Origin of the sequence: Arthrobacter phoenicis (assembly GCF_047238215.1) — a bacterium.
GTDB lineage: Bacteria > Actinomycetota > Actinomycetes > Actinomycetales > Micrococcaceae > Arthrobacter.
In genome coordinates this window covers 3700837-3724147 of record NZ_JBDFMK010000001.1, presented here as the reverse complement: position 1 = coordinate 3724147, position 23311 = coordinate 3700837, and the positions used below count along the sequence as shown (strand labels likewise).

21 protein-coding genes are annotated in these 23311 nt (G+C 69.5%); 12 read left to right on the top strand and 9 right to left on the bottom strand.

The genetic code is table 11. From position 1 onward, the window contains the following. A partial coding sequence (locus ABC337_RS17635; RefSeq protein WP_412893299.1) for a LexA family protein occupies nt 1-384 on the bottom strand: 384 nt, incomplete at its 3' end. Between the two features lie 159 nt (nt 385-543). On the opposite strand from ABC337_RS17635, the gene ABC337_RS17630 reads away from it, so the two are divergent. After that, the gene (locus ABC337_RS17630) at nt 544-1764 is read left to right on the top strand and encodes a Vgb family protein (RefSeq protein ID WP_412882868.1); all 1221 of its coding nucleotides are present in this window, start codon (nt 544-546) and stop codon (nt 1762-1764) included. Nucleotides 1765-1766: 2 nt separating this feature from the next. On the opposite strand, the gene ABC337_RS17625 is transcribed toward ABC337_RS17630, so the two are convergent. Further along, complete coding sequence (locus ABC337_RS17625; protein WP_412882869.1) at nt 1767-2285, bottom strand: GNAT family N-acetyltransferase; 519 nt, start codon at nt 2283-2285, stop codon at nt 1767-1769. Nucleotides 2286-2332: 47 nt separating this feature from the next. Continuing rightward, nucleotides 2333-2953: an L-threonylcarbamoyladenylate synthase gene (locus ABC337_RS17620; RefSeq protein ID WP_364137490.1), complete on the bottom strand. Its 621-nt coding sequence runs from the start codon at nt 2951-2953 to the stop codon at nt 2333-2335. 148 nt (nt 2954-3101) lie between these two features. On the opposite strand from ABC337_RS17620, the gene ABC337_RS17615 reads away from it, so the two are divergent. Next, nucleotides 3102-3419, top strand: a complete 318-nt coding sequence (locus ABC337_RS17615; RefSeq protein WP_412882870.1) for a DUF6457 domain-containing protein — start codon at nt 3102-3104, stop codon at nt 3417-3419. Nucleotides 3420-3502: 83 nt separating this feature from the next. Here the strand turns inward: ABC337_RS17615 and ABC337_RS17610 are convergent, their stop codons facing one another. Together ABC337_RS17610 and ABC337_RS17605 are read right to left on the bottom strand one after the other, a co-directional pair. Continuing rightward, the gene (locus ABC337_RS17610) at nt 3503-5860 is read right to left on the bottom strand and encodes an FdhF/YdeP family oxidoreductase (RefSeq protein ID WP_412882871.1); all 2358 of its coding nucleotides are present in this window, start codon (nt 5858-5860) and stop codon (nt 3503-3505) included. A gap of 130 nt (nt 5861-5990) precedes the next feature. Next, nucleotides 5991-7754 carry a long-chain-fatty-acid--CoA ligase gene (locus tag ABC337_RS17605; protein WP_412882872.1) on the bottom strand — a complete coding sequence of 588 codons (1764 nt, stop codon included), beginning with the start codon at nt 7752-7754 and terminating at the stop codon, nt 5991-5993. Between the two features lie 274 nt (nt 7755-8028). On the opposite strand from ABC337_RS17605, the gene ABC337_RS17600 reads away from it, so the two are divergent. From ABC337_RS17600 to ABC337_RS17565, 7 genes are all read left to right on the top strand, one after another. Beyond that, nucleotides 8029-9411 (top strand): MBL fold metallo-hydrolase, encoded by a 1383-nt coding sequence (locus tag ABC337_RS17600; RefSeq protein WP_412882873.1) that lies wholly within the window; start codon nt 8029-8031, stop codon nt 9409-9411. After that, nucleotides 9408-10979: an erythromycin esterase family protein gene (locus ABC337_RS18545; protein WP_459562706.1), complete on the top strand. Its 1572-nt coding sequence runs from the start codon at nt 9408-9410 to the stop codon at nt 10977-10979. The genes ABC337_RS17600 and ABC337_RS18545 overlap by 4 nt, the downstream gene beginning before the upstream one ends. After that, complete coding sequence (locus ABC337_RS17585; RefSeq protein WP_412882874.1) at nt 10972-11841, top strand: universal stress protein; 870 nt, start codon at nt 10972-10974, stop codon at nt 11839-11841. The genes ABC337_RS18545 and ABC337_RS17585 overlap by 8 nt, the downstream gene beginning before the upstream one ends. A gap of 74 nt (nt 11842-11915) precedes the next feature. Next, nucleotides 11916-12596: a hypothetical protein gene (locus tag ABC337_RS17580; protein WP_412882875.1), complete on the top strand. Its 681-nt coding sequence runs from the start codon at nt 11916-11918 to the stop codon at nt 12594-12596. A 213-nt stretch (nt 12597-12809) separates the two neighbouring features. Next, nucleotides 12810-14021, top strand: coding sequence for an inorganic phosphate transporter (locus tag ABC337_RS17575; protein ID WP_412882876.1), 1212 nt, complete (start codon nt 12810-12812; stop codon nt 14019-14021). Further along, on the top strand, nt 14018-14239 hold the full coding sequence (locus ABC337_RS17570; RefSeq protein WP_412882877.1) for a hypothetical protein: 222 nt from the start codon (nt 14018-14020) through the stop codon (nt 14237-14239). The genes ABC337_RS17575 and ABC337_RS17570 overlap by 4 nt, the downstream gene beginning before the upstream one ends. 71 nt (nt 14240-14310) lie before the next feature. Continuing rightward, on the top strand, nt 14311-14859 hold the full coding sequence (locus ABC337_RS17565; protein ID WP_412882878.1) for a dihydrofolate reductase family protein: 549 nt from the start codon (nt 14311-14313) through the stop codon (nt 14857-14859). A gap of 79 nt (nt 14860-14938) precedes the next feature. Here the strand turns inward: ABC337_RS17565 and ABC337_RS17560 are convergent, their stop codons facing one another. Further along, nucleotides 14939-15415, bottom strand: a complete 477-nt coding sequence (locus ABC337_RS17560; RefSeq protein WP_412882879.1) for a hotdog fold thioesterase — start codon at nt 15413-15415, stop codon at nt 14939-14941. Between the two features lie 220 nt (nt 15416-15635). Between ABC337_RS17560 and polA the strand changes: the two genes are divergently transcribed. The 3 genes from polA to rpsA all read left to right on the top strand — a co-directional run bounded on the left by polA (nt 15636) and on the right by rpsA (nt 21432). Then, nucleotides 15636-18275 (top strand): DNA polymerase I, encoded by a 2640-nt coding sequence (gene polA / locus ABC337_RS17555; protein WP_412883258.1) that lies wholly within the window; start codon nt 15636-15638, stop codon nt 18273-18275. Nucleotides 18276-18382: 107 nt separating this feature from the next. Further along, complete coding sequence (locus tag ABC337_RS17550; RefSeq protein WP_412882880.1) at nt 18383-19681, top strand: GNAT family N-acetyltransferase; 1299 nt, start codon at nt 18383-18385, stop codon at nt 19679-19681. Between the two features lie 269 nt (nt 19682-19950). Further along, a complete protein-coding gene (rpsA, locus tag ABC337_RS17545) occupies nt 19951-21432 on the top strand; it encodes a 30S ribosomal protein S1 (protein ID WP_290257943.1) in 1482 nt (493 codons plus the stop codon). A gap of 82 nt (nt 21433-21514) precedes the next feature. On the opposite strand, the gene ABC337_RS17540 is transcribed toward rpsA, so the two are convergent. From ABC337_RS17540 to ABC337_RS17530, 3 genes are all read right to left on the bottom strand, one after another. After that, on the bottom strand, nt 21515-21946 hold the full coding sequence (locus tag ABC337_RS17540) for a DUF1810 domain-containing protein (protein WP_412882882.1): 432 nt from the start codon (nt 21944-21946) through the stop codon (nt 21515-21517). Nucleotides 21947-22071: 125 nt separating this feature from the next. Continuing rightward, nucleotides 22072-22617 (bottom strand): GNAT family N-acetyltransferase, encoded by a 546-nt coding sequence (locus tag ABC337_RS17535; protein ID WP_412882883.1) that lies wholly within the window; start codon nt 22615-22617, stop codon nt 22072-22074. Beyond that, nucleotides 22601-23299, bottom strand: a complete 699-nt coding sequence (locus ABC337_RS17530; protein ID WP_412882884.1) for an IMPACT family protein — start codon at nt 23297-23299, stop codon at nt 22601-22603. The genes ABC337_RS17535 and ABC337_RS17530 overlap by 17 nt, the downstream gene beginning before the upstream one ends. Between the last annotated feature and the right edge of the window lie 12 nt (nt 23300-23311).

The following is a 23311-nucleotide window of genomic DNA, read 5'->3' as shown; positions in this document are numbered from 1 at the left end:
GGACAGGGACGGAACCCTGATGTCCGGGTAGGCCGGGTTCTCGGCCTGCAGCACCACGCCGTTGCGGGTGATCCTCAGCCGCTTGATGGTCAGCTCGCCGTCCAGGACCGCGACGACGACGGATCCGTCCACGGGTGTCAGCGCCCGGTTGACGATCAGTTCGTCCCCGTCACTGATCCCGGCGCCCTCCATGGAGTCCCCGGAGACCCGGACCACGTAGGTGCTGGTGATGTCCTTGATCAGGTGCTCGTTCAGGTCGATGCGGCCGTCGAAGTAGTCCTGCGCGGGCGAGGGATAGCCGGCCGCCACCGGGACCGGCGAGATCAGCACCGAGAGGAGGGAAGTGCCCGCGTCTATCACGCGGGGTCCGATAATTGCGCCCACAACACACCTTAGTTCGAATATATGTTCGAATCTAAGTGTAAGCCCGGGGGCGGACATTGGCCCGGGGGAAACCCTTCGGTAGTAGGCTTCGGGGGTTGGCCGCGCCGGGCGGCCCACTGTTTGGGGGTAGTGGTGGCACGAGGACGTTGGCTGGCGGTTGTGGCTGTGGGAGCTGCCCTGTGCGGCGGGGCAGGGCAGGCCGTTGCGGCGCAGGATGCCGCGGCGCCGGCTGCCTTGGCGCCGGCGGAGGTGGTATCGACGGGCGGGACGCCGGTCGACGTCATCGTTGGCCCGGACGGAACCGCGTACATCGGCGGCTACAACGGCGGCTACAACGGCTTCGGCGGGGTCCTGGTGATTCCGCCGGGCGAGCCGGGCCCTACGCGCCGGATCACGACCGGCCCCAACGTGGCCGGACTGGCCCTGGCGCCGGACGGAACGCTCTACGTGGCCCAGCAGCAGGGTGGCTCCGTCGGCGGGGCCGAGATCGGCGTCGTGCCTCCCGGTGCCGCGGCCGTCGCCCGGACCATCCCGGTGTGGAGGGGCAACCACTTCATCGCCGTCGGACCCGACGGAAAAGTGTACGTGCCGAACCCGGATAACAAGACGGTGCTTGTCCTGGCCCCCGGCGGCACGGCGGTGGACCATGTCATCGGCGTCGGGGTGGGGCCCGTGGAAGTCGCTGTCGGCGCGGACGGCACCGCCTACGTGGTCAACCAGATCGAGGGCACGGTCTCGATCGTTCCCGCCGGCCAGGCCGCGGCATCCCACACGATTCCCACCGGGGCAGTGGCCGGTACGACGGAGAATCCCCACGGCATCGCCGTCGCCCCGGACGGCACGGTCTACGTCACGAACATCAGCACGAACAAGGTGGCGGTCATCGGGACGGGGGCGGACCGGGTGGGCTACACCATCTATGTCCCGGGCGGCCCCAGCGAGGCGGCCCTCGGACCCGACGGGACGCTTTACGTCTCGAGTGTGCTCGCAGAAGGAATATCCGTGATCAAGCCCGGTTCGCGGACCGTCGACTCGACCATCCCGACCGAGGGACGCCCCGGGCACCTCGCGGTGGCCCCGGACGGCAGCATCATCGCGGCGACGCCGGGCACCGGCGTGGGCAACGGGTCGGTCTCCCGCTACGCGCCGCCGGCGCCGGTACCGGCCTCCGCTCCTGCGGGCCCGGCCGGTGCCGGGGTAGGGAACGGCACAGGAGTCGGGAACGACGCCGGGCCCTCACCGTGGAGTTCGCCCGGCGCCGTAGCGGGTGCAGGCGGCGCGGCGGTGATCGTCGTCGCCGCCCTGGTGCTGTTGCTGGGCCGACGCCGTTCTCTCAGAGCCGACGGACGCGTCGGCGACGTCACCGCCGAACAGGCGTAGCGCTAGGCCGTCTCGATCCAGTAGCGGCGCTTGCCGTTCCGGGTGTCCTCGTAGGCGCCGCCGTTCCTTTCGATCGTGGCGCGGGAGCCAGCGTTCTCCTCGTCGCAGGTCAAGAGTGCCCGCTCGATTCCCAGGCCGCGGGCGATCGGCAGCGCCTCCGCCAGGGCGCCCGCGGCATGACCGCGCCGCCGCGCCGACGGACGAACGCTGTAGCCGATGTGCCCCACCTCGTTGAGGAGGAACTCGTTCAGGTGGTGGCGGACCGCGAGTGAACCGACGAAGTCGCCGCCCTCCACAATCCAGAGATACGTGCAGGGCACATAGCCGGGCTTCCGCGGAGTCTCCGGTCGCGCGTCCCGGCGCAGAGCCTCAACAAAAGCGGCGAACGCGGCGGAACCCGCCAGGTCCGCGTCCGGCCGATGCTCTATCCCGCCGCCATCCTGGTGCGCGCCGTCGAACTCCGCAAAGGCCTCCAGCCAGGAGGCGTGATAGATGGTGTCGGGTGCGGTAAGCCTGGCCATGCCCCGATCCTAGCCGGGCCGGGGTCGAACGCTGTGAACCCGTGCGGCTACTCGAACCGGGACGGGTCGCCCATGCCGCGTCGGACCACCTCGGCGGCACCGCCGGAGAAGTCGATCACGGTGGTCGGTTCCGCGCCGCACTCGCCGGAGTCGATGACGGCATCGACCACGTGGTCCAGCCGCTCCTTGATCTCCCAGCCCTGCGTCAGCGGCTCCTCCTCGTCCGGCAGCAGTAGGGTGCTGGAGAGCAGCGGTTCGCCCAGTTCCGCCAGGATCGCCTGGACCACGGTGTGGTCCGGGATGCGCACCCCCACGGTCTTCTTCTTCGGGTGCAGCAGCCGCTTGGGGACCTCCTTGGTGGCCGGCAGGATGAAGGTGTAGCTGCCGGGGGTCACCGCCTTGATGCTCCGGAAGACGTCGTTGTCGATCTGGACGAACTGTCCCAGCTGCGCGAAGTCCTTGCAGACCAGGGTGAAGTGGTGCTTGTCGTTCAGGTGCCGGATGGCCCGGATGCGGTCCAGCGCCTCCCGGTTGCCCAGCTGCGCGCCGAGGGCGTAGCAGGAGTCCGTCGGGTAGGCGATCAGGCCCCCGGACTTGAGCAGCTCCACCACCTGGGTGATGGAGCGCGGCTGCGGGTTGTCGGGGTGGACATCGAAGAATCTCGCCATGGCATGAGCTTACGCCCGGGCACGCGGGGCACATCCATTCCGGCGCGGGGGCTGTGTCGCGTTTCATTTGCGCCCTGATCGGTGCTACCCCTTGAGGGACACCGCACGACGGACGCACCGATGCAGCACCGACGAAGAGGAGTAATACATGACTTTGCCCCGGGATGAAGACAGCTCACTGCGGCACTGGAGCGCGCGCCTGATCCAGGCCCTCCAAATCCTCGACCTGGAGGTGGACCACGAGAAGCTGGTGCAACTCGCCGACGAATCGGTCAAGGCCGTGGGTCCGCACGCCGACGCCGTCAGCGCCTTCGTCGTCGGCTTCGCCGCCGGGACGGCGTCCACCCACGGGCGCAAGAGCGTCGACGAGGCTGTCACGGCGGCCGCGGATAAGGTGATCGAGCTGTGCGAGCACGGCGAAGAGGGCGGCCCGGACGAAAAGGGCTGGACCAAGCGGGCCCAGTAGCCCGCACCCAACGCACCCACACACAACAGCCGGCAGGCCGCATCCCCGAAGGGACGCGGCCTGCCGGCTTTTCCGGAGGGGTGCTAGGCGGACACCGTCGCACCGGGAGCGGCGTGCAGGCGGCCCGGGCCGTCAGCTTCCTGGTCCGCGCTGGCCTCGAGCCGCACGATCACAGCCTTCGAGATGGGCGTGTTGCTCCCCTCAGCGGTGTGGTTCAGCGGCACCAGGACATTGGCCTCCGGGTAGTACGCGGCGGCACAGCCGCGCGACGTCGGGTACGAGACCACGCGGAACTTGCGCAGCACCCGCTCCTCGCCGTCGTCGTGCACGCCGTGGATGTCCACGTACAGACCGTCCGCGAGCCCCAGTTCGGCGATGTCGTCCGGGTTGACGAACACCACGTGGCGGCCCTTCTTGATGCCGCGGTACCGGTCGTTGTGCCCGTAGATGGTGGTGTTGAACTGGTCGTGGGAGCGCATGGTCTGCAGGATCAGCGTGCCCTCGGGGCGTTCGACGTGTTCGAGGTAGTTCACCGTCAGCACAGCCTTGCCCGTGGGCGTGGCGAAGGTGCGCGAATCGCGGGGACCGTTCTCGAGGATGAAGCCGCCTTCCTGGCGGATCCGCTCGTTGTAGTCCTGGCAGCCGCCCACCACGCGGGAGATGTGGTCCCGGATCAGGTCGTAGTTCTTCTCGAAGCCGTCCCAGTCCGCCGCGATCCTATCGCCCACCAGCGCCTTGCCCAGGCGGCTGAGGATCGCGGGTTCGGAGAGCAGGTGGTGGGAGACCGGTTCCACGCTGCCCCACGAGGGGTGCACGGCACAGACGGTGTCTTCCACGGAGACGAACTGTTCGCCGGATTCCTGGATGTCGATCTCGGTCCGGCCCATCGTGGGCAGGATCAGCGCCTCGGCGCCGGTCACCACGTGGGAGCGGTTGAGTTTGGTGGAGACCTGCACGGTCATCTCCGTGCCGGCCATGGCGGCCTCCGCGGCGTTGGTGTCCGAGACGGCGGCGACGAAGTTGCCGCCCATCGCCATGAAGAACTTGATCTCGCCTTCGCGCATCTTGTTGATGGTTTCGACGGCGTCCACGCCGTGTTCGCGCGGCGGCTCGAAGTCGAACTCCTTGCCCAGGGCCTCCATGAAGGACTGCGGCATCTGCTCCCAGATGCCCATGGTCCGGTCACCCTGGACGTTGCTGTGGCCGCGGATCGGCGAGGCGCCGGCCCCGGGCTTGCCCATGTTGCCGCGCAGCAGCAGGAGGTTGATGATCTCCTTGATGGTGGCCACGCCCTTCTTCTGCTGCGTGACGCCCATGGCCCAGGTGATGATGACCTTGTCCGCCTTCAGGTACCGGGCGGCCAGCTCGTCGATCTCCTCGGAGCGCAGCCCGGTGGCCTCCAGGACCTCCCGCTCGTCCAGCTGCGCGAGGTGTTCCTTCAGTTCGTCCAGGCCCTCGCAGTGCTCGGCCAGGAACGCGTGGTCCAGAACCGTCCCAGGGTTGCGGTCCTCGGCGTCGAGGACGCGCTTGGAGACGGCCTGCAGCAGGGCCATGTCCCCGCCGATCCGGATGTGCATGAACTGGTCCGCGATGGAGGTTCCGTGGCCGATCACGCCGCGGACCTTCTGCGGGTTCTTGTAGCGGTGCAGCCCGGCCTCGGGGAGCGGGTTCACGGCCACGATCTCGCCGCCGTTGTGCTTGCAGTTCTCCAGCTCGGTCAGCATGCGCGGGTGGTTGGTGCCCGGGTTCTGGCCCATGATGATGATCAGGTCGGCGTCGGCGTAGTCGTCGAAGTTCACGGTCGCCTTGCCGATGCCGATGGTCTGGCCCATCGCCCAGCCGGAGGACTCGTGGCACATGTTGGAGCAGTCCGGGAGGTTGTTCGTGCCGTAGCCGCGCACCAGCAGCTGGTAGAGGAAGGCCGCCTCGTTGGAGGTGCGGCCGCTGGTGTAGAAGGACGCCTCGTCCGGGGACGCCAGGCCGTGGAGCTTGTCCGTGACGATCCGGATTGCCTCATCCCAGGACACGGGCGTGTAGTGGTCCTCGCCGGCGGCTTTGAACACCGGTTCGGTGAGGCGGCCCTGCATGCCGAGCCAGTAATCGGACCGGTCGCGCAGTTCGCTGACCGAGTGTTCGGCCCAGAACGACGACGGAATCACCAGCGGCGTCGCCTCCCAGGTGACGGCCTTGGCGCCGTTCTCGCAGAACTCGAACGCCTTGCGGTGGTGCGGGTCCGGCCAGGCGCAGCTGGGGCAGTCGAAGCCGTCCTTCTGGTTCATCTTCAGGACCGTTTTGCGGGTCCGGTTGGGACCCATCCGCTTGATCGCCGGCTCCATGGAGTGGTAGACGCCGGGAACTCCGGCCGCCCAGTGCTTGGGCCGGTCGCCGACCTCCAGGTCCTTTTCGTTCGGTTCCTGTACCTCAGGTGTCTTGCGAGCCACGACAACTTCCCTTCTGCAGACGCCGCCGTAAGCCCGGCGGCGGGCACAACTCCTCTACGCACCCTACCCGCCCACGTGAGACTCGACTCTCAGCCGGACCGGAGCGCCGCAGGTAATCGAAGGGGGCGGGCTATTCGGCCGCGCGTTCGGCGAGGGCTGCCTGGATCTCCCGGCGCAGGACCTTACCGATCAGCGAGCGCGGCAGTCGCTCCATGACCACCACCCGCCGCGGCACCTTGTACGCTGCCAGGTGTTCCCGCGCGAAGTCCCGCAGGGCGCCGGGGTCCACCGTGCCGCCGGCGTCGGGCACGACGGCGGCCACCACGTCCTCGCCGCCGCCGGGCCGGGGCACGCCCACCACGGAGACCTCCGCGACGCCGGGGAACCTGGCCAGGACGTCCTCGACCTCGGTGGGTGAGACGTTGAAGCCGCCGGTGATAATCAGTTCCTTGATCCGGTCCCGGATGGTCACGAAGTGGTCCTTGTCGACGGAGACGATGTCACCGGTCCGGAACCAGCCGCCCTCCAGCAGGGCCTCCTCGGTGTCCTGCGGGCGGTTCCAGTACCCGGCGAAGACCTGCGGCCCGCGGATCAGCAGTTCGCCCCGTTCGCCGGGCGCCCGGTTGACGGCGACGTTCCGGGGATCGACGACGCGGATGTCGGTGAGCGGAAAGGGGACGCCCACGGTGCCGGGCTTGCGGCTCGGGCCGAAGGGGTTGCCTATGGAGATCGGCGAGGTCTCGGTCAGGCCGTAGCCTTCGATCAGGTTCCCGCCGGTTGCCTTTTCCCAGGTCTCCACCGTGGCCACCGGGAGGTTCATGGCCCCGGAGATGGAGTACCTGATGCCCCGCAGGCTCACGCCCCGGCGGGCGGCCTCCGCGGCGAGCCGGTCGTAGATCGGCGGGACGGCGGGCAGGAACGTCGCCGGCGAGCGCCGGTGCGCCTTCAGGACCAGGCCGGCGTCGAACTTCGGGAAGAGGACCAGCCGCGCCCCGATGCTCAGCGAAAAGGTCATGCAGAGCGTGAGCCCGTAGGCATGGAACATCGGCAGGACGGCGTAGACGGTTTCCTTGCCGTCCTGGAGGCCGGGTACCCACGCGCGGCCTTGCGCGGCGTTGGCCTGCAGGTTCGCGTGCGTGAGCATGGCACCCTTCGGCGCGCCGGTGGTGCCGCTGGTGTATTGCAGGACCGCCAGGTCCCCGGGCGCGGGCCGCTGGTGGCGCCGCTTGAGCCGCCCGGCGTCCAGCAGCCGGTGCCATGGCAGTACCTGCCGTTGAACGACGGCGGCCCGGGTTCCGCGCGCCGGCTTCCCGGCGGCCAGGGCGGCGCGTGCCTTCCGTGCGGAGGGCAGCGGAAGCCGCAGCGCCAGCCGTTTGCCCAGCGGCATGGCCGGGATCAGCTCGACCGACACCACGGTGCGGAGGCCAATGTCCGCCGGCAGCCGCAGCACCCGGTCCACGGCCTTGTCCCAGACGATTGCGACGGTGGCGCCGTGGTCCTCGAACTGGTGGCGCAGCTCGCGGTCCGTGTACAGGGGGTTGTGTTCGACGACGACGGCCCCCAGGCGCAACACCGCGTAGAAGGCAATGACGTGCTGCGGGCAGTTGGGCAGGACCAGGGCCACCCGGTCCCCGGCGGCCACTCCCAGCTTCTGCAACCCGGCGGCCACGCGGTTGATCTGCGCGCCGAGCTCCCGGTAGCTGGTCCGCGCCCCGAAGAACTCCAGCGCCGTCCGGCTGCCGTAGCGCCGGACGGACGCCTCCACCATGTCCACCAGCGACCCGGTGGGCAGCACCAGGTCGGCCGGAACGCCGTCGCTGTAGTGGGCGGTCCAGGGCCGGTCCGCCCACGGGAGGCCCGGCACCTGTGGTTCCGGAAGAGATTTCTGCTTCATGCCTGGTCCTTGCCGTGGGGAGGGGGTCCGGCCGCTGACGGGTCCGGGGGCAGTGGTTTGCGGCGGCTGCGGGACAAGTCGGCCACCCCAAAAAAGCCTACTGCCCGGTATCGGGTCCCGGGGACGGCGGTGCCCGATTGGCGATGCCAGTCGGTGGTCCCATTGGGCTGTCTGCACGGGGGCCAGGGCTCCGCTGCGCCGTGACTTTCGGCCCTACGGAGCGTGGGCGATTGCGCGGAAGGTGGGGGTGACGGACTCGGGAACGGAACGCACCATGACACACGACCGGCCTTCCCTGCGGTTCTTCGGTGCGACAGACACCGTGACCGGTTCCCGGTACCTGCTCGAATCCGGCGGCCGCCGCGTCCTGGTGGACTGTGGATTGTTCCAGGGCTACAAGCGCAGTCGGGAACGCAACCGGGCCCCGTTTCCCGTACCGCCGCACTCCATCGACGCCGTCGTCCTCACCCACGCCCACTTGGACCACACGGGCTATGTCCCGGCCCTGGTCCGGGACGGCTTCAAGGGTCCCGTCTACGCCACCGACGGCACCGCGGAACTGTGCAAGCTGATCCTGCCGGACAGCGGGTACCTCCAGGAGGAGGAGGCCAAGAACGCCACCCACCGCGGCTCGGCCAGCCACTCGCCGGCCCTCCCGCTCTACACGGCGGCAGACGCGGTCCGCTCGCTGAACAGCTTCAAGGTCCGGGAGTTCGATGACCCGCTGGACCTCGGCGGCGGCATGGAACTGACGTTCGTGCCGGCCGGCCACATCCTCGGCGCCGCCCAGGTGCACGTCCGCTTCGGCTCGCAGTCGGTCCATTTCACCGGGGACCTTGGCCGGAGCGATGATCCGTTCATGTATCCGCCCCGGCCGCTGGGAGAGGTGGACGTCCTGGTCACCGAATCCACCTACGGGAACCGGAAGCACGCGGAGGCGGACCCGGAACTACAGCTGGGGGAGATCGTTCGGCGGGTGGCCAAACGCGGGGGCGTGGTCCTGTTCGCCGCGTTCGCCGTCGGTCGCGCCGAGACCCTGATGCTGTACCTCTCCAGGCTGCGGCGGAAGAACGCCATCCCGGACATCCCCATCTATCTCAACAGCCCCATGGCCATCGACGCCTCGGACATGTACCAGCGCCACCCGGAGGAACACCGGCTCCGGCCCGAGGAGTACCGGGGCATGTACACCGTGGCAACGTTCACCCGCAGCGTCGACGACTCGAAGCTGCTGAACCTGCGCGGCGGACCGATGATCATCATCTCCGCCAGCGGTATGCTCACCGGTGGTCGGGTGCTGCACCACCTCGCGGCGTACGGGACGGACCCGAAGAACGCCGTCGTCCTCAGCGGCTACCAGGCCGGCGGGACGCGGGGAGCGGCGCTCGCCGCCGGCGAGCGCAACGTGCGGGTCTACGGCGAGGACCTGACCATCCGGGCCGAGGTCATCCAGATGGAGAACCTCTCCGCCCACGCGGACACCGACGGGCTGATCGCCTGGATGAAGGCCGCACCGAGTGCCCCGCGCATCGCCTACGTCACGCACGGAGAGCCGGACGCCGCGGACGCCCTGCGGCTGCGGATCAAACGGGAGCTGGGCTGGCGCGCCCGGGTTCCGGAGTACCTGGAACGGGTCGACCTGGGGAACCCGCGGTGAGCGCGCAGGTCACCCGCTCCGCGGTCCTGAGCGAGATCCACGCCCTGGCCCGGCCGCTGCGCAGCGACCGGGACCTCGACGCCGTCGTCCGCCGCGCGGCCGGCTGCCGGTTCACCGCCATCGGGGAGGCCTCCCACGGCACCCACGACTTCTACACCTGGCGGGCCACCCTGAGCCGCCGGCTGATCGAGGAGCAGGGCTATACCTGGATCGGCGTGGAGGGGGACTGGCCGGACTGCTGGCGGATCAACCAGTGGGTGCGCGGCATCACCGGGGCGGAGCAGGGCGTGCATTCGCTGCTGGCGGGATTCCAGCGCTGGCCCACCTGGATGTGGGCGAACGAGGAGGTGGCGGCGTTCCTGGACTGGCTGCGGTCCTGGAACCTGCACCGGCCGTTGTCCCGGCGCGTGGGCTTCTACGGGCTGGACGTGTACTCGCTCTGGGACTCGCTGCGGGAGATCATCGCCTGGCTCGAGGCCCACCAGCCCGACGCCGTCCCCGCGGCGATGCGCGCCTGGCAGTGTTTCCTGCCGCACCACGAGGACCCGCACCAGTACGCCTGGAGCACGCGCCTCGTCCCGCAGTCCTGCGAGGCCGACGTCGTCGCACTCCTCCGGGAGATCCGCGCCCGGGCCTTCGACGCCGCGGAGCACGAGGACGACGACGCGTTCGACGCCGTCCAGAATGCGGAGGTCGCGGCCAACGCCGAGCACTACTACCGGATCATGGTCCGCGGCGACCGGCAGTCCTGGAATGTCCGGGACCACCACATGGCGGACAGCATCGACCGGCTCAGCCACCACCTGGGCCCGGAGTCCCGCGGGATCGTCTGGGCCCACAACACGCACGTGGGCGACGCGCGGGCCACGGACATGGCGGTGGATGGGCTGATCAATGTGGGGCAGCTGCTGCGCGAACGTCACTCGGCCGACGGGGTGGCGCTGGTGGGCTTCGCCGGCCACCGCGGTACCGTGCTGGCCGCCGGGGCGTGGGGGACCCCGGAACGGGATCCTGGAAGTCCCGGTCGCCCGGCCGGACAGCCACGAGGCGTTCCTGCACGAGGCCCTGGGCGTGCCCGCGGTGCTGGACTTCGGCGAGGACCGCACCGGCCCGTGGCTGGCCACCTGGCTGGGGCACCGGGCAATCGGGGTCGTCTACCACCCGGAGCGCGAGCGCGGCAACTACGTGCCCACCCGGATGGGGGACCGCTACGACGCCCTGATCTGGCTGGAGGAGACCTCCGCCGTCCGGCCGGTCCACCACGAGGGACCGCCGCGCGAACCCGAATTCGAGACCGAACCCAGCGGCTTCTAGGCCCGCCGCAGCGGCGTGCCTGCCCCGAAAAAGGTGCGGGGCTTAAGGCCCTAACCCGCCCCGCGGACCCGGGACACACTGAGGTGTCGGCGGCTCCCAGGGGCGGCCGGCGCGTCATGCCAGACAGCAGCGGCCACGGCAGCGGCCCCTGCGGCGTCCGGGCGCAGCGGTCACAGAAGGGTGCGCTGCCGGGACCGCCCGCGGCGGGGCGGCCAGCCTGGCCTACGACGGAAAAGAGCGATCAGCATGAGTAAACCCATCGTCGTCGGCGTCAACGGGTCCGCGGGCAGCGAAGCCGCGCTGGCCTGGGCGCTGGAACGGGCCGCCGCGGACAACGCCCCGGTCCTCTGCGTCCACGCCGTGGACGACCGCTGGATGTCCCCGGACTTCCAGTACCACGAGCTGATCCGCCAGTCCGGGTTGGAGCTGCTGGAGAAGGCCAAGGCCGCCGCCGCCAAGCAGGCCCCGGACGTCGCGGTCGACACCGAACTGCGGCACGGCAGCCCGGGCGCGGCGCTGCGCGAGGCGTCCCAGTCCGCCGCCCTCGTGGTGGTGGGCGGCCACGACAGGCACTGGCTCGACGGCGGCCCCATGACGGACCGCGCGCTGCAGGTGGCGTCCGCCTCGGAATGTCCGGTGGCGGTTATCCCCACCCAACGCGGCACCGGCACCCGGGGCGTGGTGGTCGGCGTCGACGGCTCCGAAGAATCCCTGCAGGCCGTGGCCTACGCCGCCGCCGAGGCGGACCGGGGCGGCGACGAACTGACTGCGGTCCTGGCCTTCCGGAACCCGGCCCGCTGGGTGGAACGGCAGCTGCCCGAGAGCGGCCTGGCCGAGACGATCGTCGAGGAGGACCGGGTGGTGCTGGCCGAATCCGTCGCCGGGCTGCACGACAAGTACCCGGACCTGGTGGTCCATCAGCGCCTGGAAACAGACACCGACCCCGCGAAGGCCCTCTCGGACCTGGCGGGGGAGGCGCGCCTGCTGGTGATCGGAAGCCGCGGACGCGGCGGCTTCTCCCGGCTGGTGCTCGGCTCGACCGCACACGCGGTGCTCCTGAATGTCCCGTGTCCCACCGTCGTGACACGGGTCCACAAGGTCAAGCACGGCGACTGAGCGGTCCTGCCGACGGGAAGCCCCCTCCACGGAGGGGGCTTTTCCCGCGTCCGGGCCGGTGCGAGGATGGGGCGGTGGATTCGATACTGACCTTCGTGGGCCATTACTGGTGGCTGGTGTTCCCGCTCAGCGCCCTCGGGGGCAGCTGGGCCGGCGCCTGGCGGAAGGCCGCCGAACGGCGGCACCGGCGCCGGGTGGAGCTGTACCGTCTGAAGAACCGGCAGGCCGAGGCGGAACAGAGCAGCCGTGCTGAAGTGCAGCAGGTCCTGGACGCCCACGACGCCGTCAACCGCCGTTGGCTGGACTATGAGCTCGACGTCGGCAAACTCATCGACTTCCCGGCCATGACGGACGTCCGGGAACCCCTCACGGTGGCTTTCCTGCGCGCCAAGCGGGATGCGGACGGCCTCCGACCGGCGGGAACGGAGCCGCCGGCCGCCGGTCGGCTCGCCGAGTACCGGAACGCCGTCAACGCCTTCGAGGTGGCCTTCGACGTCGCCGAACGCGAGGCCCGGCGGATCCGCGACAGCAAGTTCACCGGCCCCGAACGCGACCGGCTCGCCACCGCCCGGAAGCTGCTCCGGATCGCCTCCGACGCCGGGTCCACCCCGGCCGAACGGCAGACGGCGTACAAGCGGGCGCGGCGGGAATTGGACGGGCTGATCGTGCTCCCGGACGCGACGACGGCGGCCCTGGAGGCCAGGATCGCCGTCGGGCTCGACGCCGGGACGAGCGAGGACCTTCCGCGCCCCTAAGCCGGCGCCGCCGCTTCGGCGGCCCCCGGGCGCCGGAGCCGGCTCCCCTGCTGTTTTGCCGTGCCCCCGTTGGCACGTACGATCTATAGGGTTTCAGGACAGCTTTGGTGAACCGCGCAAGTGGCACCTGCCAAACGGCCGGTGAACAGTGAATGACAAGGCCGCCACGGGGAATGAAACTGCTGACCGTCGACTCTGCAGATTGGGCAACAGGTGGAAATCACCGTAATGGTGGCGCTAGTCATAGCACTGGCGCTGTTCTTCGACTTCACAAACGGGTTCCATGACACTGCCAACGCGATGGCCACGCCCATCGCCACCGGTGCCATCAAGCCCCGCACCGCCGTCGCACTCGCCGCGGTGCTGAACCTCGTGGGCGCATTCCTGTCCACCGAGGTGGCCAAGACCGTTTCCGGCGGCATCATCCGCGAGGGCTCGGACGGCATCCAGATCACCCCGGACATCATCTTCGCAGGCCTCATGGGCGCGATCCTCTGGAACATGATCACCTGGCTCAAGGGCCTGCCCTCGAGCTCCTCGCACGCGCTGTTCGGCGGCCTCATCGGCGCCGCGATTGCCGGCATCGGGCTGCACTCGGTGAACTTCACCTCCGTCCTGCAGAAGGTGCTCCTGCCCGCCGTATTCGCCCCGGTGATCGCCGCGCTCGTCGCTTACATCTGCACCCGGCTGGCCTACGCCCTGACCGCCCGGCACGATCCCGAGACCGGGAGCAAGCTGACCCAGAAGCGCGGCGGCTTCCGCACCGGACAGATCTTCACCTCCAGCCTGGTGGCCCTCGCCCACGGCACCAACGACGCGCAGAAGACCATGGGAATCATCACCCTGGTCCTGATCGCCGCCGGCAGCCAGGCACCGGGCACCGGACCCCAGCTCTGGGTCATCGCCGCCTGCGCCCTCGCCATCGCCATCGGCACCTACTCCGGCGGCTGGCGGATCATCCGCACCATGGGCTCGGGCCTGACCGAGGTCAAGCCCGCGCAGGGCTTCGCCGCCGAGACCAGCACCGCCGCCGCCATCCTGGCCTCCTCGCACCTGGGCTTCGCGCTCTCCACCACGCACGTGGCCTCCGGCTCCGTGATCGGCTCCGGCTTGGGCCGCCGCGGCACCACCGTGCGCTGGGGCACCGCCGGCAAGATCGTCATCGGCTGGCTCTTCACCCTCCCCGCCGCCGGCATCGTCGGCGCCCTCACCGCCCTGCTCGTGCACACCGGAACGGTTGGGTTCGTCATCGCCGCCGTCGCCGGCACCGCCGCGGTGGTCTACATGTTTGTCGCCTCCCGGAAGTCCCACGTCGGCAGCCACAACGCCGTCGAGGTCGAAGAGGCCGGCCAGGCCATCCGGTTCGCGAAGAAGAAGGCAGCAGCGGTCAGCCGCGGCAACAAGTCCAAAGGTGGCCGGAAATGAAATGGCTTGAACTCTTTCAGGTGGCCGGCGCCACCCTCGTCGCCGCGGTGATCATCACCGTCCTGTACTCCCTCGGGGTGCGGCTCACGGCCATCGCCGGCGACAGCAGGACCGAGCAGCCCGGCTGGGTCCGGCCCCTGTCCTACGCCTGCTTCGGCCTTTGCGGCATCGCCGTCCTGGCCGGGCTGTACCTGATCATTCCCTACTTCTCCAAGTAGCGGCTCCACGTAGCGGCGGGGAGGGACCTTCGGGGCTGGGAACGCCCCGTGCCCTTGGCTAGGCTGTGCCCATGGCTGACTTCCAGTACTTCGTCGCGGCATCCCTGGACGGCTACATCGCCACCCCGGCGGACGGCCTCGACTGGTTGCTGCAGTTCGACGGGTTCGACGGCGGCGCCGAGAGCTACGACGCGTTCCTCGCCGGCGTCGGGTGCGTCGTCATGGGCGGCGGCACCTACGCCTGGCTGCTGGACCACCTCTCCGAGGGCTGGCCGTACCCCGGCATCCCGTGCTGGGTCTTCACCCACCACGAACTCCGGCCGGTGCCCGGGGCGGACATCACCTTCGTGCGGGGTCCCGTCACCGAATTCGCCGACGACCTCAGCTCCGCAGCAAAGGGCCGGAACGTCTGGGTGGTCGGCGGGGGAGTGCTCGCCGCGCAATTCGCCGACGCCGGTCTCCTGGGTGAGCTGATCCTCTCCCTCATCCCGGTGGCACTGGGCCGCGGCAAGCCGCTGCTGCCCCTGGCCGGTCCGACGGCGCCGCTGGAGCTCCTGGGATCCCGGACGATGGGCCGGGGCGTGGTGGAACTTCGCTACCGGCTGCCCGCCCGCTCCTGACTCGACAGGCTAAGCCGGCCGGCTGAGCCGACGGGCCCGGCGGCTACTGGCCGGCGTCAGTGCCCGTTTCAGTGCCCGGCTACTGGGCTGCGTCGGGGGCGTTGTCGCGCAGCAGGTTGGTGATGCGTGCGGTGGAGAGGCGGCGGCCCTGCTCGTCCGTCATCACGATCTCGTGCGTGGTGAGGGTGCGGCCCAGGTGGATGGCCGTGCACGTTCCCGTCACGGTGCCGGAGGCGATTGACCGGTGGTGCGTCGCGCCGACGTCGACGCCGAGGGCGTGCCGGCCCGGGCCGGCGTGCATCGCCGCGGCGAAGGACCCCAGGGTCTCGGCGAGCACCACGTGGGCTCCGCCGTGCAGGATCCCGGCCACCTGGGTGTTGCCCTCAACGGGCATGGTGGCCACGGTGCGTTCCGGGCTGAGTTCCACGAACTTGATCCCCATCTTCACCACCAGGGACCCGACGCCCATCCGGCCCAGCCAGCCATGCAGTTCCGCGGGAATGCCGGCGGCTTCCAGTTCGGCGGCGTACGGCGCCGGCGTGAAATTGTCGATCATGCCAACTAGGCTGGCACCTGTGAGCGAAACTACCAAACCGGCCCCTTCCGCGTCCGCAGTGGACACCCTTCAGCCAGCCGCACCGGCGGCGGAGAGCCCCGCCGGGAAGGCGCCGGCCAAGGCGGCCGGCCACAGCCTCGCCGACCACCCCTCGGCCACCGAGGTCCCCGTCATCCCGATCACGGACCAGCCCCGGCTCCTGGTGCTCGACGGACACTCCATGGCGTTCCGCGCGTTCTTCGCCCTGCCCGCCGACAAGTTCTCCACGGCCACCGGCCAGCACACCAACGCCATCCACGGCTTCACCTCCATGCTGATCAACCTGATCAAGGAGCAGAAGCCCACGCACATCGCCGTCGCCTTCGACGTCTCCGACGACACCACCCACCGCAAGGCCGAATACGACGGCTACAAGGGCGGCCGCAACGAGACCCCGCGCGAAATGAGCGGGCAGATCGACCTGATCGACAAGGTCATGGGCGCCTGGGGCATCAAGACCATCAAGCTCCCGGGCTGGGAAGCCGACGACATCCTGGCCACCCTCGCCGCCCAGGGCGAAGCGGCCGGCTTCGAGGTCCTGCTGGTCTCCGGTGACCGCGACGCCTTCCAGCTCATCACCGACAACGTCTTCGTCCTCTACCCGCGCAAGGGCGTCAGCGACATTCCCCGGATGGACGCGGAAGCCATCCAGGAGAAGTACTTCGTCAGCCCCGCCCAGTACTCCGACCTGGCCGCCCTGGTGGGCGAAACCGCCGACAACCTTCCCGGCGTCCCCGGCGTCGGGCCCAAGACCGCGGCCAAGTGGATCAACCTCTACGGTGGCCTCGAGGGCGTGCTGGAGAACATCGACTCGATCGGCGGCAAGGTCGGCGACGCCCTCCGCGGCAACGTCGACGCCGTCAAGCGCAACCGCAAGCTCAACCGGCTGCGGACCGACCTGGAACTGCCCGTCACCCTTGAGGAGCTCGCGGATCCCAGGCCGGACCAGGCGGCGCTCGAGGAACTCTTCGACACTCTCGAATTCAAGACCATCCGCACCCGGCTGTTCGCCCTCTACGGCAGCGAGGTCACCGAGGCCGAACGCGAAACCCTGGCCACCCCGGACTACACCGTCCCCGCCACGGCCGAGGAACTCTCCGCATTCCTGGCCGGCACGGAGGACAAGCGTGCCGCCGTCGCCGTGGACCTGGTCCCCGGCCGGATCGGCGAGGACGCGGCCGCCGTCGCGATCGTCCACGGCGAATCCGCCGTCTACCTCGACCTCACCACCCAGGATGCCGAGACCGAGAACGTCCTCGCCGCCTGGCTCAGGGACCCCTCGGCCGCGAAGGTGATGCACGGGTTCAAGGGCGCCCTCAAGGCGCTCTCCGCCCGCGGCATGGAACTGGACGGCGTGGTCGATGACACCGCCATCTCCGGCTACCTCATCCAGCCGGACCGCCGTAGCTACGAGCTCGCCGAACTGGCCCAGCACCACTTGAACCTCACCGTCTCCAAGGAGGAGGCGAAGGCGGGGCAGCTGGAGCTGGCGTTCGACGGCGACGACGAGGCCTCCGCCGGTGCGCTGGTGCACGTCGCCGCCGTCGTCCAGGCCCTCAGCCGCTTCTTCGAGGACGAACTCAAGGACCGCGGCGCCCTGGACCTGCTGACCACCCTGGAACTGCCGGTCAGCCGCGTCCTCGCGGACATGGAACTCGCGGGCATCGGCATCGACATGCAGCGCATGGACGAACAGCTCTCCGACCTGGCCCGGGTGATCGACAACGCCCAGCAGCAGGCCTTCGCCGCGATCGGCCACGAGGTGAACCTCGGCTCGCCCAAACAGCTGCAGACGGTCCTGTTCGAGGAACTCGGCCTGCCCAAGACCAAGAAGATCAAGTCCGGCTACACCACGGACGCGGCCTCGCTGAAGAACCTGCTGGAGAAGACCGGGCACGAGTTCCTGGTCCAGCTGATGGCGCACCGCGAATCCTCCAAGCTCCGGCAGATGCTCGAGTCGCTGAAGAAGTCCGTGGCCGAGGACGGCCGGATCCACACCACCTACGCGCAGAACGTCGCCGCCACCGGCCGGATCTCCTCGAACAACCCGAACCTGCAGAACATCCCGATCCGCAGCGAGGAGGGCCGGCGCGTGCGCGGCATCTTCGTGGTCAGCGACGGGTACGAGTGCCTGCTCTCCGCCGACTACTCGCAGATCGAGATGCGCATCATGGCGCACCTCTCCGGCGACGCCGGCCTGATCCAGGCGTACAAGGACGGCGAGGACCTGCACCGCTTTGTCGGCTCCAACATCTTCCACGTCCCCACGGACCAGGTCACCAGCGCCATGCGCTCCAAGGTCAAGGCCATGTCCTACGGCCTGGCGTACGGGCTGACCTCCTTCGGCCTGTCCAAGCAGCTGGAGATCTCCGTGGACGAGGCCCGGACCCTGATGAAGGACTACTTCGACCGGTTCGGCGCCGTCCGCGACTACCTCCGCGGCGTGGTGGAGAAGGCACGGGTGGACGGCTACACCGCCACCATCGAGGGCCGGCGCCGGTACCTGCCGGACCTGACCAGCACCGATCGGCAGCTGCGCGAGAACGCCGAACGCATCGCGCTGAACTCGCCCATCCAGGGTTCCGCGGCGGACATCATCAAGCGCGCCATGCTGGGCGTCTCCGGGGCCCTGGCCGAGCAGGGGCTGAAATCCCGGATGCTGCTCCAGGTCCATGATGAACTGGTTCTGGAAGTGGCCGCCGGCGAACGCGACGCCGTCGAGAAGCTCGTCACCGAGCAGATGGGCGCCGCCGCGGAGCTGTCGGTGCCGCTGGAGGTCCAAATCGGCATCGGCACCAGCTGGTACGAGGCCGGACACTAGCCGGGGCGCCGGGCCCGCGCGGGCCCGGCCGCCGGGTCTAGGCTTCACACCGGGTTTACGTTTCACACCGGCTTTACGTTTTAGACAGTCATCAGGGGGAGTAGCACGTGTCAGAACAGTATGAGATCCGGCGTTTCACGCCCGCGGCCAAGGGCGAGACGGCCTACCCGGAAGCGGTCGCCTGGATGCGCGCCGTCGCCTTCGGCTTCCACGACGACCGCCGCACGGAGGAACGCGTGGACCGCGGCATCGCCATGCAGCGGACCGACGGACGGATGATGACCGGCGCCTACCAGACCGGCCGGGTCGCCGCGCACTCACTCGACGCCGACATCCCCGTGGCCACCTTCGGCACCATGACCAAGACGCTCAACATCGGCTTCGGCCGCCTGCTCGACGCGCGGCTGGTGACGGCCGTGACGGTCCGGACCTCGCACCGCCGGCGCGGGCTGCTGCGCCGCATGATGGTGCAGGAAATGGAGCTCGCCCGGAAGGAAGGCCTCGCCGTGGCGGCGCTGACCGCCTCGGAGGCCTCCATCTACGGCCGCTTCGGCTACGGGGTCGCCACGGCGGAACAGTCCATCAAGGTGGACACCAGCGCGCGCTTCGTCCTCAACCACGTGCCCGTGGGCAGCGTGGAAGTCGCCGATCCCAAGGTCCTCCTGGAGCTCGCCCCGCAGATCTTCGACCGGGTCCACCGCCAGACCCCCGGCTCCGTGGGCCGGCACGAGTTCTACCGGCAGTTCGTCTCCGGTGAGGTCAGCCGGGAGGCCAACGAGGACCCGAAGATCAAGACCGCGCTGCACTATGGCCCGGACGGGACCGTGGACGGGTACGTCTCCTACAAGTTCGGCGGCTGGTCCAGCATGCCGGCCACCATGGAGGTCGTGGACCTGGTGGCCGCCACCCGGGACGCCTACCTGGAACTGTGGCAGTACCTCGGCGCCATCGACCTCGTGGAGCGCGTCATTTGGCAGGAAGCTCCCGTGGACGACCCGCTGCCGTGGGCACTGAGGGACCCCCGCTGCGTGGAGGCCTCCGAACCCCGCGACATGCTCTGGCTGCGCATCCTGGACGTGCCCCGGGCCCTGGCCGCCCGGCACTATCCGGCCGACGGCCGCCTGGTGCTGACGGTTGCCGACGGCCTCGGGATCGCCGGCGGCACCTTCGCCCTCGACGTCGACGGCGGGACCGCCACGGTCACCGACGTCACCGGGGAAGGCGCCGACCGGCCCGCGGACCTGGAACTGGACATCGCCGACCTGTCCTCGGTATTCGTCGGCGGAGTCAACCCGGTCACCCTCGCGGCGGCCGGCAGGATCCGGGAGCTCACGCCGTCGGCCGCGTTCCGCGCCGCCCGGATGTTCGCCGTCGAACGCCCCCCGCACTGCCTCACGCACTTCTAGGCGGCCCGCCCGCGGAGGTGCCATTCCGGACCACGCGCAGCCCGGCACCCGCCCGATGCCGGGCTGCGGCGTGCCCGCACGCGCTTTGACCGGGCTTGGCGGATGGCACTAGACTAAACGGGCGTGTACTACGTGTGCGCAACCAAATCCACAGAATCAGGATGACCCGGCAGATCGCCTGCGATCTGCCGTGCTTTCTCCCCGTGTCGCCGATGCGGGCTGGACGGTCTGCCTGACCGACTCACTATCCACAACGGAGCCCCTACTACATGACCATCACCTCTACCGAGAAGTCCGGTACCCCTGTCGTCGCGATCAACGACATCGGGTCCGCTGAGGATTTCCTCGCAGCTGTCGACGCGACCATCAAGTACTTCAACGACGGAGACCTCGTTGAAGGCACCGTCGTCAAGGTCGACCGCGACGAAGTCCTGCTCGACATCGGTTACAAGACCGAAGGTGTCATTCCCTCCCGCGAGCTGTCCATCAAGCACGACGTTGACCCGGGAGACGTTGTCTCCGTTGGCGATCAGGTCGAAGCCCTGGTGCTCACCAAGGAAGACAAAGAAGGCCGTCTGATCCTCTCCAAGAAGCGTGCTCAGTACGAGCGTGCCTGGGGCGACATCGAGAAGGTCAAGGAAGAAGACGGCGTCGTCACCGGTACCGTCATCGAAGTTGTCAAGGGTGGTCTTATCCTCGACATCGGTCTGCGCGGCTTCCTGCCCGCATCCCTCGTCGAGATGCGCCGCGTGCGCGACCTCGCTCCGTACATCGGTCAGCAGATCGAAGCCAAGATCATCGAGCTGGACAAGAACCGCAACAACGTTGTGCTGTCCCGCCGTGCCTGGCTCGAGCAGACCCAGTCCGAGGTCCGCTCCACGTTCCTCAACAAGCTGGAAAAGGGCCAGGTCCGTCCCGGCGTCGTTTCCTCGATCGTCAACTTCGGTGCCTTCGTGGACCTGGGCGGCGTCGACGGCCTGGTTCACGTCTCCGAGCTGTCCTGGAAGCACATCGACCACCCGTCCGAGGTTGTCGAAGTTGGCCAGGAAGTCACCGTCGAGGTTCTCGAGGTCGACCTGGACCGCGAGCGCGTCTCCCTGTCGCTCAAGGCTACGCAGGAAGATCCGTGGCAGACCTTCGCCCGCACCCACGCCCTCGGCCAGGTTGTTCCGGGTAAGGTCACCAAGCTGGTTCCGTTCGGTGCGTTCGTTCGCGTCGAAGACGGCATCGAAGGCCTGGTTCACATCTCCGAGCTCGCCGTGCGCCACGTTGAACTGGCCGAGCAGGTCGTCTCCGTTGGTGACGAGCTCTTCGTCAAGGTCATCGACATCGACCTCGAGCGCCGCCGCATCTCGCTGTCCCTCAAGCAGGCCAACGAGGGCGTCGACGCCGACAGCACCGAATTCGATCCGGCTCTGTACGGCATGGCCGCAGAGTACGACGAAGAGGGCAACTACAAGTACCCGGAGGGCTTCGACCCGGAGTCCAACGAGTGGCTCGAGGGCTACGAGACCCAGCGCGCCGCCTGGGAGCAGCAGTACGCTGACGCCCAGACCCGTTGGGAAGCCCACAAGAAGCAGGTTGCCCAGCACGCTGCCGACGACGCCGCTGCCGCGACGTCCGGTGACAGCGACTCCGGCACCACCAGCTACTCCTCGGAGCCGGCTGCGTCCGAGTCCAACACCGGTGGCGGCACGCTCGCTTCCGACGAGGCTCTCGCCGCCCTGCGTGAGAAGCTGACCGGCAACTAATTGCCAGCGGCCCGGGTTTCCCGGGCCACACACCAAGGGCCCCTGCACCATGCAGGGGCCCTTGGTGGTTTAAGCGGCGTCTTCAGCCGGCGAGGATCCGGTCCGTGGCCTCGTCCGCCGTGCCGTCGAAATACCGGTCGAGCAGTTCCTGGAATTCCGGCTGCCCGGGATCAGCGCGGAGGAACAGCGTCGCCGAGGACTGCAGCTTGCGGGCGTCGATGCCGCCGAAGATCTGCTCGGCGCTGCGGCCATCCACTCCGAGCACGGCGCGGGCACACTCCAGCAGCCGGGGTCCGAGCACCGGATGCGCCAGATAGGCTCGGGCCTCGCCCAGCGACGCGATGGCATACCGCTGCGACGTCGCGCTCATGCCCAGGCCGGCGACCTGCGGGAAGACAAACCACATCCAGTGGCTGCGCTTGGCCCCGGCGTCCAGTTCGGCCAGCGCCTGCCGGTACGTCCCGCCGGCGTCCTGCGCCGTCACGAACCGCCCCAGGTCATAGTTCCCACTCATGCCGTTGCTCCCGTCTCTCGCGTTGGAATCGTTTCCTCCCATCGTGGCACACCCAACTGACTCGCTCCCGGGGCCGTTTTCAATGCTCATAACGGCCTCAGCTGCCAGTCAGTTGGGTTGAGATCCTAGGGGAGCGGGATCCGGGCCGTGACCCGGGTGTCGTCGTCGGCGAGGGTCGAGCCCAGGCCCGCCAGCAGGGACCGGGCCGCGGCGTTGCCGGTGGCGGTGTCCGCCGTCAGGACTGCGGCCCCGGTGGCCGCCGCCTGCACTGTTACCAACCGCAAGGCCTCCCGGCCGATACCCTGGCCGCGCAGGCTCCGGCGCAGCCAGATCCCGGTTTCCAGCACCAGGGAGCCCCCGGCAGTCCCCGGGGCCGACACAGCCTTCAGCCGGACGGCCCCGGCGGGCGTACCGCCGGCCGTCACCGCCCAGGTCTTCTCCCGGGCCGGCCCCTCGAGCCCGGCCGCCGCCCGGTGATAGGCGAGGAACCACCGGACGCGGTCCGCGTTCCACCCCGGAGACCCTCCCCGCGGCGGCGTCACCTCGTCGGCGTCAGCGTCTGCCAGCGCGACGGCCAGCAGCCACTCCAGCACGGCCTCCGTAACGTCGACAAGTACGACGTCGATCGGCGGCACGTCGATCGGCTCTGCGGCGTCAGGGGAGCGGGACATCGACCCACTCCGTCCCGCCCGGCTGCAGGGAGGATCCGCCGGCGGTGAGGGCGGCCACCCGCTCCGCGGCGCGGCCCAGCCCGGCGGGGTCGTCCGGCAGCGCCAGCCGCAAGACGGTGGCCCGTTGCTCGTAGGCCGCCTCCGTCATCACGAACCCGGCGGCGCGGAGGTCGTTCTCCAGCCGGCCGGCGGTGGCATGCGGCGCGGCGACGGAGCAGATCCTGAGCCGCTGCCGGCGCACCAGGGGCGCCAGCTCCAGGGCGGCGGACACCGATTCGGAGTAGGCGCGGACCAGGCCACCGGCGCCCAGGAGGATGCCGCCGAAGTAGCGGACCACGACGGCGGTGACGTCGCTGAGGTCCGCGGCGCCGGGTAGCGTTTCGCGTTTCAGGAGCGCCTCCAGCATGGGGATTCCGGCGGTGCCGGACGGCTCGCCGTCGTCGCTGGAGCGCTGGACGTCCCGGTCCGGACCCAGCACGAACGCCGAGCAATGGTGCCGCGCGTCGTGGAATTCCCGCCGCAGCCCGGCGACCACGGCACGGGCCTGGTCCTCGCCGGCGGTGCGGGCGATCACCGTGATGAAGCGCGAGCGCTTGATCTCCAGCTCGTGCCGAAACTCCGGACCGGCGGGGACGGTGTAGGCGGTGGCCCGGCTCTCCTGGAATTCGGCGTCGTCAGGCACCCGTTCAGTTTA